This window comes from Ramlibacter sp. 2FC (assembly GCF_005503345.1).
In the GTDB taxonomy this organism is placed as follows: domain Bacteria; phylum Pseudomonadota; class Gammaproteobacteria; order Burkholderiales; family Burkholderiaceae_C; genus SCMQ01.
Map to the genome: position 1 here is coordinate 24736 of NZ_SCMM01000049.1, position 7904 is coordinate 32639.

Consider the following 7904-nt stretch of genomic DNA (forward strand, 5'->3'; position numbering starts at 1 on the left):
CGCTCAGGCGTTGCGGCTGGCGATGCCCCAGCGCGCCAGGGCGGCGTCGTCGCTGACGCGCGCATCGACCCAGCGCGCGCCCTCGGGCGTCTGCTCCTTCTTCCAGAACGGCGCCTGGGTCTTGAGGTAGTCCATCAGGAACTCGCAGGCCTGGAAGCTCTCGCCGCGGTGCGCCGAGGTCACGGCCACGAGCACGATCTGGTCCAGCGGCTCAAGCAGGCCCACGCGGTGGATCACGCGCACGCCGTAGAGGTCGAAGCGCCGCAGCGCCTCGTCGACCATGTCCTCGATGGCCTTCTCGGTCATGCCGGGATAGTGCTCGAGCTCCATGCTGCTGATGGACTGGCCGTCGCTGCGTTCGCGCACCGTGCCGACGAAGGCGCAAACGGCGCCGACGCGCCGGTCCCGGGCGCGCAGCGCCGCGACCTCGGTCGAGAGATCGAAGTCCTGGGTCTGTATGGACACGCGCGCGCTCATACCCTCAACCTCCTGTGACCGGCGGGAAGAAAGCCACCTCGGCCCCATCGGCCAGCGCGGCCGACTCCTCGCTCATGGCCTGGTTCAGCGCCACGCGCACGGCCCGGCCGCGCGCCAGGCTCTCGGCGTAGGCGCCGCCGCGGGCGATCAGCTCCTCGCGCAGGACCGCCAGCGTGGCGGCGGCCGTTTCGACGGTCTCCGCGCCCTGCCCCAGGGACTCGCGGATCGAGGCGAAATACCGGATGTGGACCTTCACGCCAGCAGCTCCGAAAAAGGGATGAAGGACACCGGGTCTCCCTGCGCGATCGTGCGCCCGGCCGGGTTGTCCACCAGGCCGTCACCCCAGACCGCCGAGGTCAGCACGCCCGAGCTCTGGTTGGAGAACAGCTCCAGGCCGCCCGCCGCGTTGCGCCGCACGCGCAGGAACTCGCGCCGCTTGTCGGCGCGCGGCAGATCGAAATGCGCGGGCAGGGTCAGTGGCCGCGGGGCCAGCTCACGCGCGCCCTGCAGCTTCAGCAGGAAGGGCCGCACCAGCAGCAGGAAGGTGACGAAGCTGGACACCGGGTTGCCCGGCAGGCCGATGAAATGGGCGTGACCGGCATCGCCGTCGCGCCGCACGCGGCCGTAAGCAAAGGGCTTGCCGGGCTTCATCGCGATCTGCCAGAGCGCCAGGTGGCCGAGCTGCTCGACCGCGGGCTTGATATGGTCTTCCTCGCCGACCGAGACACCGCCGCTGGTGAGGATCAGGTCGTGGTGGTCGGCCGCGGTCTTGAGCGCGGCCAGCGTGGCCGCGCGCCGGTCGGGCACTACCCCTAAGTCGCTGACCTCGCAGCCCAGGCGGTGCAGCAGGGCGCGCAGGAAGAAGCGGTTGGAGTTGTAGATGGCGCCGGGCGGCATCTGCTCGGGCGGCAGCTCGCCCGGCATGACCAGCTCGTCGCCGGTGGAGAACAGTGCCACGCGCGGCCGCGGCGCCACGGCCAGCTGGGCCAGGCCTATGCTGGCCGCCAGGCCCAGGCTGGCGGGCGACAGGCGCTCGCCCCGCGCCAGCACCACCGCGCCGCGCGTCACGTCCTCGCCGGCACGTCGCACCCATTGCCCGGGCTGGGGCAGGGCCAGGATGCGCACGCTGCCGAGCTCGCCCGCCCCGGCCGGCGCCAGCATCTCGGCATCTTCCTGCATGACCACGGCGTCGGCACCGGGCGGCATGGGCGCGCCGGTGAAGATGCGCGCTGCCGTACCAGGCGCGAGCGGCTCGCCGGCATGGCCGGCCGCGATGCGCTGGCTCACGCGCAGCACGCTGCCGGCCGCGGCCAGGTCGGCGCAGCGCAGCGCGTAGCCGTCCATCGAGGAATTGTCCTGCGGCGGCACCTGCAGGGCCGACACCAGGTCGGCCGCCAGCACCCGGCCGTCGGCCTCGAAGCTGGGCAGGGTCTCATGGCCGGCCAGCGGCTCGGCGTGGGCCAGCAACTCGTCAAGGGCCTGGTCGAGCGCCATCAGCGGGGGCTTGGATGAAGAAGTCATGCAAACATCTCGGGCTGGTATTCGAAGCGTGGGCCATTGTCGATCAACCAGGCCGCCACGGCGCCGGCGTCGTTCAAATCCAGCACCGGGCGCAGGGTGGGTTCGGGCAGCTGCTGGGGGCTGTCGGTGGCGACCGCCGCGATGAAGGCGTCCTGCGGGTAGCGCGCCGGCTGGCCGGCCGTGGCGCGCCAGACCTCGATCTTGGGCAGGTCGCTGTGCTTGAAGCCCTCCACCAGCACCCAGTCCACGCCGGGGTCGAGTTCGGCAATCAGCTGGTGCACCGACAGCTCGAGCTCGCGCCCGAACTCGCGCACCAGGGCCAGGCGCCGGCTCGAGGCCACCACCACCTCGTGGGCCCCGGCCTCGCGGTGGCGCCAGCTGTCCTTGCCGGCATGGTCGATGTCGAAGCTGTGGTGCGCGTGCTTGACGACCGAGGCGCGCAGGCCCTGGCCGGCCAGGGCCGGGATCAGCCGCTCGACCAGCGTGGTCTTGCCCGAGCCGGAATAGCCGGCAAAGCCGACGACCTTCATGCCGGCGGCCTGGCTCAGCCGCAGTGCCGGGCGATGAAGGCCTTGACGGCCTCGGCGTCGGCCGGCATCAGCTGCACGCGGCGCGGCAACGCCTCGATGCCCTCGAACTTGGCCGGGCGGTCGGGTTCGCGGCCCAGCGCCTGGACGATGGTGGCAGCGAACTTGATCGGCAGCGCCGTCTCGAGCACGATCATGGGCACGCCGGGCAAGCACTGCTCGCGCGCCACCTTGACGCCGTCGGCCGTGTGCGTGTCTATCATCACGCCGAAGCGCGCGAAGGTGTCGCGTATGGTCGCCAGGCGGTCGGCATGCGTGCTCTTGCCGCTCACGAAGCCGTAGCGCGCCGCGGCCTGGCCGAAGGCCGGGTCGGCGCTGAGGTCGAAGCGGCCCTCCCTGGCCAGCGCCTCGCCGAACAGTGCCTGGGTGCGGGCAGCGTCGCGGCCCAGCAGGTCGAACACGAAGCGCTCGAAGTTGCTGGCCTTGGAGATATCCATCGAGGGGCTGGAGGTCTCGTGCGTGTCGGCCGCGCCGCGCACGCGGTAAACGCCGCTGCGGAAGAACTCGTCGAGCACGTCGTTCTCGTTGGTCGCGACGACCAGGCGCGCGATCGGCAGGCCCATCATGCGCGCCACATGGCCGGCGCAGACGTTGCCGAAGTTGCCGCTGGGCACGGTGAAGCAGACCTGCTCGGCGTTGCTTGCCGTGGCCTCGAAGTAGCCGGCGAAGTAATAGACCACCTGGGCCAGCAGGCGTGCCCAGTTGATCGAGTTGACGGTGCCGATCTTGTAGCGGCGCTTGAACTCGAGGTCGTTCGAGACCGCCTTGACGATGTCCTGGCAGTCGTCGAACACGCCCTCGATGGCGATGTTATGGATGTTCTCGTCCATCAGGCTGAACATCTGCGCCTGCTGGAACGGGCTCATGCGGCCATGCGGGCTGGTCATGAACACGCGCACACCCTGCTTGCCGCGCATCGCGTACTCGGCCGCGCTGCCGGTGTCGCCGCTGGTGGCGCCCAGGATGTTGAGCTGCTCGCCGCGGCGGGCCAGCTCGTACTCGAACAGGTTGCCCAGCAGCTGCATGGCCATGTCCTTGAAGGCCAGGGTCGGGCCGTTGGACAGGGCTTCGAGCCACAGGCCGTCCTCGAGGGCCTTGAGCGGCACGATCTCGGGCGTGCCGAACACCTCGGCCGTGTAGGTCTTGGCGCACAGCGCCTTCAGGTCGGCGGCCGGGATGTCGTCGATGTAGAGCGACAGCACCTCGAAGGCCAGCGCGGCGTAGCCCTGCTCGCGCCAGACGCCACGCCAGCGCTCGAGCTGGGCCGCATCGACCTGCGGATAGCTTTCGGGCAGGTACAGGCCGCCGTCGGGCGCCAGGCCTTCGAGCAGGATTTCGCAGAAGCGCTTGCGGTCCGCATGGCCGCGCGTGGACAGGTAGCGCATCAGTTGAGCTCCTCCTTGCGGATGCGCGTGATCGGCGCCAGCACCGTGGGCAGTCCCTGCAGCTGCGCCATGGCGTCGTTCATCGTGCCCTCGCGCGTCTCGTGCGTGAGGATGATCAGGTCGGTCTGGGTCGAGCCCTCGCCGCCGACCTCGTCGGCCTCGCGCTGCAGCACCGCGTCGATGCTGATGCCGGCGTTGGCGACGATGCCCGTCACCTGCGCCAGCACGCCGGCCTCGTCGGCCACGCGCAGGCGCAGGTAGTAGCTGGTCACCACCTCGCTCATCGGCAGCACCGGCAGGTCGCTCATCCGGTCGGGCTGGAAGGCCAGGTGCGGCACGCGGTTGAGCGGGTCCACGGTGTGCAGCCGGGTGATGTCGACCAGGTCGGCGATCACGGCGCTGGCCGTGGGCTCGGAGCCCGCGCCCTTGCCGTAGTAGAGCGTGGTGCCCACGGCGTCGCCGTGCACCACCACCGCGTTCATCGCGCCCTCGACGTTGGCGATCAGGCGCTTGGTCGGCACCAGGCTGGGGTGCACGCGCAGCTCGATGCCCTTGTGGTTGCGCTTGGTGATGCCCAGCAGCTTGATGCGGTAGCCCAGCTGCTCGGCATAGCGGATGTCGGCCGCCGCGAGCTGGGTGATGCCCTCGACATGGGCCTTGTCGAACTGCACCGGGATGCCGAAGGCGATGGCGCACATGATGGTGGCCTTGTGCGCCGCGTCCACGCCCTCGATGTCGAAGGTGGGGTCGGCCTCGGCATAGCCCAGGCGCTGGGCCTCCTTGAGCACCACGTCGAAGTCCAGGCCCTTGTCGCGCATCTCGGACAGGATGAAGTTGGTCGTGCCGTTGATGATGCCGGCGATCCACTCAATGCGGTTGGCGGTCAGGCCCTCGCGCAGCGCCTTGATGATGGGGATGCCGCCGGCGACGGCCGCCTCGAAGGCCACCATCACGCCCTTGGCCGAGGCCGCGGCGAAGATCTCGGTACCGTGCACCGCCAGCAGGGCCTTGTTGGCCGTGACCACATGCTTGCCCGCGGCGATGGCCTCCAGCACCAGGGCCTTGGCGATGCCGTAGCCGCCGATAAGCTCGACCACGATGTCGATCTCGGGGTTCTGGATCACGGCGCGCGCGTCGTCGACCACCTGGACATCCGGGCCGACGACGGCGCGCGCACGCGCCACGTCGAGGTCGGCCACCATGCTGATCTCGATGCCGCGGCCGGCACGGCGCTTGATTTCTTCCTGGTTGCGCTTGAGCACGTTGAAGGTGCCGCTGCCCACGGTGCCAATGCCCAGCAGGCCTACTTGTATCGGTTTCATGATGTCTTCAGAAGTATGGAGTCGGTTGCTCGCCCCGGCCAGCGGGGCATGGGGTGCCAGTGCCTGTGCTCAAGTCCCGTGGCGCTTGCGGTAGCCCTCGAGGAACCTCGCCACGCGGCCCACGGCCTCGCGCAGGTCGTCCTCGTGCGGCAGGAACACGATGCGGAAATGGTCGGGGTGCGGCCAGTTGAAGCCGGTGCCCTGCACCAGCATCACCTTGGTCTCCTGCAACACTTCCAGGAAGAACTGCTGGTCGTCCTCGATCGGGTAGAGCTTGGGGTCCAGGCGCGGGAACATGTAGAGCGCGGCCTGCGGCCTGGCGCAGCTCACGCCCGGGATGGCCGTGATGAGCTCGTAGGCCAGGTCGCGCTGCTTGCGCAGGCGCCCCCCGTCCCCCACCAGCTCGTTGATGCTCTGGTGGCCGCCCAGCGCGGTCTGGATCGCCCACTGGCCCGGCACGTTGGCGCACAGGCGCATGTTGGAGAGCATGTTCAGGCCCTCGATGTAGTCGCGCGCGGGCTTCTTGTCGCCCGAGACCACCAGCCAGCCGGCGCGGTAACCGCAGGAGCGGTAGCTCTTGGACAGGGAATTGAAGGTCAGCGTCAGCACGTCCTCGCTGAGGCTGCCCAGGGCGGTATGGCGCACGCCGTCGTAGAGCACCTTGTCGTAGACCTCGTCGGCGAAGATCACCAGCTGGTGCTCGCGCGCGACCTGCACGATGGCGCGCAGCAGCTCCTCGGAGTACAGGGCGCCCGTGGGGTTGTTCGGGTTGATCACCACGATACCCTTGGTGCGCGGCGTGATCTTGGCGCGGATATCGGCCAGGTCCGGCATCCAGCCATTCCCCTCGTCGCACATGTAGTGCACCGGGGTGCCGCCGGACAGGCTGGCCGCCGCCGTCCACAGCGGGTAATCGGGCGCCGGCAGCAGCAACTCGTCGCCGTTGTCGAGCAGGGCGTTGGTCGCCATCACGATCAGCTCGCTGGCGCCGTTGCCGAGGTAGATGTCGTCCAGCGTCACGCCCTTGATGCCCTGCTTCTGGGTCTCGTGCATGACGGCCTTGCGCGCCGCGAAAATGCCCTTGCTGTCGGTGTAGCCGGCCGAGTTGGGCAGGTTGCGGATCATGTCCTGCTGGATTTCCTCTGGCGCATCGAAGCCGAACACGGCCAGGTTGCCGATGTTGAGCTTGATGATCTTGTGACCGTCCTCCTCCATCTGCCGGGCGGCGTCCATGATCGGGCCGCGGATGTCGTAGCAGACGTTGGCAAGCTTGGCGGATTTGTGGATGGTCTTCAAAGTCCCTCCAGAGGGCGGTTTTTACAGGGGAAACTTATAATTTGACCACAGTTCTCGGGAAGTCCCCCGGGACAGCCCTTCTCCGCACACCATGAAACTGCAGCCCGACAAGTTCAACGACGTGCCCGCGATCAGCGGCTACGGCCCGGGCTGGATCGCCATCGACGGCGAGCGCCTGACCGCCAGCACCGTGGTCGGCTCGCGCGGCCAGCGCCTGGCCTGGTCGTGCGACGGCTACGAGGCTCTCAGCGCCGAGCATTTCGCCCTGCTGGCCGAGCATGGCCCCGAACTGGTCATCTTCGGCAGCGGCGCGCGCCTGCGCTTTCCACGCCCGCAGTGGCTGCGGCCGCTGATCGAGCGCCGCATCGGCTTCGAGACCATGGACACCCAGGCCGCCTGCCGCACCTACAACATCCTGGCCGGCGAAGGCCGCCATGTGGTCGCGGCCCTGTTGATCGAAAGCCTGAGCTGAAAAGGCCTTTTCAAGGTAAAATCAAAGGTTGTCGGACAAGAAGCACGGCCCCACCTCCCGGCGGAGCGTCGAACTGCCCTCCAACGACTACATCCTGTCACACAAGATTGAAGCTCTATGGCGATCGTTGTCAACAAGCCCATCCCCGAATTTGAAGCGAATGCCACCGGCGGCACCAAGGTGTCCAACACCTCGCACGCGGGGCAGACCGTGGTGCTGTATTTCTACCCCAAGGACAACACGCCCGGCTGCACCACCGAGGCCATGCAGTTCCGCGACAAGTACAAGGATTTCGAGAAGGCCGGCGCGACGGTGTTCGGCGTGTCGCGCGACAACATGAAGTCGCACGACGACTTCAAGGCCAAGCTGGAGCTGCCCTTCGAGCTGATCGCCGACACCGAGGAAAAGATGTGCCACATGTTCGGCGTGGTCAAGAACAAGATCATGTACGGCAAGAAGGTCAAGGGCATCGAGCGCAGCACCTTCCTGATCGGCCCCGACGGCGTGCTGCTGCAGGAGTGGCGCGGCCTCAAGGTGCCCGGCCATGTGGAGGACGTGCTCAAGGCCGTGAAGGCCCTCAAGAAGCCCGCCTGACGCCTGCCCGCAACAAGGGCCCGGTGCCCGCGTTGGCCGTCATCGGGCTCATGCATAATGGGCTCATGCCGCTGGACAGCAGCCACACGCTCCCCGAACAAGCCGCCTCGGCCTCCAGGCGGCTTTTTCTTTTGTCCGGCGCTGACTATTCTTCATCTGAGAGAGGCTGAGTTCCATGCCACTGCCCCCCGCCCCCACCAAACGCGCCACCCTGCTCACGCCCGAGGCCTTCGACGCCCCGGCACGGCCG

Annotated in this window: 9 protein-coding genes; 2 read left to right on the forward strand and 7 right to left on the reverse strand. The window is 68.4% G+C overall.

Features of this window, described 5'->3' with window-relative positions:
- Window positions 1-3: 3 nt before the first annotated feature.
- From moaE to FFS10_RS18285, 7 genes are all read right to left on the reverse strand, one after another.
- Window positions 4-477: a molybdopterin synthase catalytic subunit MoaE gene (gene moaE / locus FFS10_RS18255; protein ID WP_137895906.1), complete on the reverse strand. Its 474-nt coding sequence runs from the start codon at window positions 475-477 to the stop codon at window positions 4-6.
- A 4-nt stretch (window positions 478-481) separates the two neighbouring features.
- On the reverse strand, window positions 482-733 hold the full coding sequence (gene moaD / locus FFS10_RS18260) for a molybdopterin converting factor subunit 1 (RefSeq protein WP_137895907.1): 252 nt from the start codon (window positions 731-733) through the stop codon (window positions 482-484).
- On the reverse strand, window positions 730-1998 hold the full coding sequence (locus FFS10_RS18265; protein ID WP_137895908.1) for a molybdopterin molybdotransferase MoeA: 1269 nt from the start codon (window positions 1996-1998) through the stop codon (window positions 730-732). The genes moaD and FFS10_RS18265 overlap by 4 nt, the downstream gene beginning before the upstream one ends.
- Complete coding sequence (gene mobB / locus FFS10_RS18270) at window positions 1995-2528, reverse strand: molybdopterin-guanine dinucleotide biosynthesis protein B (RefSeq protein WP_137895909.1); 534 nt, start codon at window positions 2526-2528, stop codon at window positions 1995-1997. Before mobB ends, FFS10_RS18265 begins: the two co-directional genes overlap by 4 nt.
- A 14-nt stretch (window positions 2529-2542) precedes the next feature.
- On the reverse strand, window positions 2543-3970 hold the full coding sequence (thrC, locus tag FFS10_RS18275; protein WP_137895910.1) for a threonine synthase: 1428 nt from the start codon (window positions 3968-3970) through the stop codon (window positions 2543-2545).
- Window positions 3970-5292, reverse strand: coding sequence for a homoserine dehydrogenase (locus FFS10_RS18280; RefSeq protein ID WP_137895911.1), 1323 nt, complete (start codon window positions 5290-5292; stop codon window positions 3970-3972). Before FFS10_RS18280 ends, thrC begins: the two co-directional genes overlap by 1 nt.
- 69 nt (window positions 5293-5361) lie before the next feature.
- Window positions 5362-6588, reverse strand: a complete 1227-nt coding sequence (locus tag FFS10_RS18285) for a pyridoxal phosphate-dependent aminotransferase (RefSeq protein WP_137895912.1) — start codon at window positions 6586-6588, stop codon at window positions 5362-5364.
- 91 nt (window positions 6589-6679) lie between these two features.
- On the opposite strand from FFS10_RS18285, the gene FFS10_RS18290 reads away from it, so the two are divergent.
- Window positions 6680-7060: an Mth938-like domain-containing protein gene (locus tag FFS10_RS18290; RefSeq protein ID WP_137895913.1), complete on the forward strand. Its 381-nt coding sequence runs from the start codon at window positions 6680-6682 to the stop codon at window positions 7058-7060.
- 117 nt (window positions 7061-7177) lie between these two features.
- Window positions 7178-7654, forward strand: coding sequence for a peroxiredoxin (locus tag FFS10_RS18295; RefSeq protein WP_137895914.1), 477 nt, complete (start codon window positions 7178-7180; stop codon window positions 7652-7654).
- The last annotated feature ends 250 nt before the right edge of the window (window positions 7655-7904 follow it).

Excerpts from the sequence above, each read along its gene's own strand:
- moaE (WP_137895906.1), bottom strand. The coding sequence starts at position 477 with ATGAGCGCGCGCGTGTCCATACAGACCCAGGACTTCGATCTCTCGACC.
- thrC (WP_137895910.1), bottom strand. The coding sequence starts at position 3,970 with ATGCGCTACCTGTCCACGCGCGGCCATGCGGACCGCAAGCGCTTCTGC.
- mobB (WP_137895909.1), bottom strand. The coding sequence starts at position 2,528 with ATGAAGGTCGTCGGCTTTGCCGGCTATTCCGGCTCGGGCAAGACCACG.
- FFS10_RS18280 (WP_137895911.1), bottom strand. The coding sequence starts at position 5,292 with ATGAAACCGATACAAGTAGGCCTGCTGGGCATTGGCACCGTGGGCAGC.
- FFS10_RS18290 (WP_137895913.1), top strand. The coding sequence starts at position 6,680 with ATGAAACTGCAGCCCGACAAGTTCAACGACGTGCCCGCGATCAGCGGC.
- FFS10_RS18265 (WP_137895908.1), bottom strand. The coding sequence starts at position 1,998 with ATGACTTCTTCATCCAAGCCCCCGCTGATGGCGCTCGACCAGGCCCTT.
- FFS10_RS18295 (WP_137895914.1), top strand. The coding sequence starts at position 7,178 with ATGGCGATCGTTGTCAACAAGCCCATCCCCGAATTTGAAGCGAATGCC.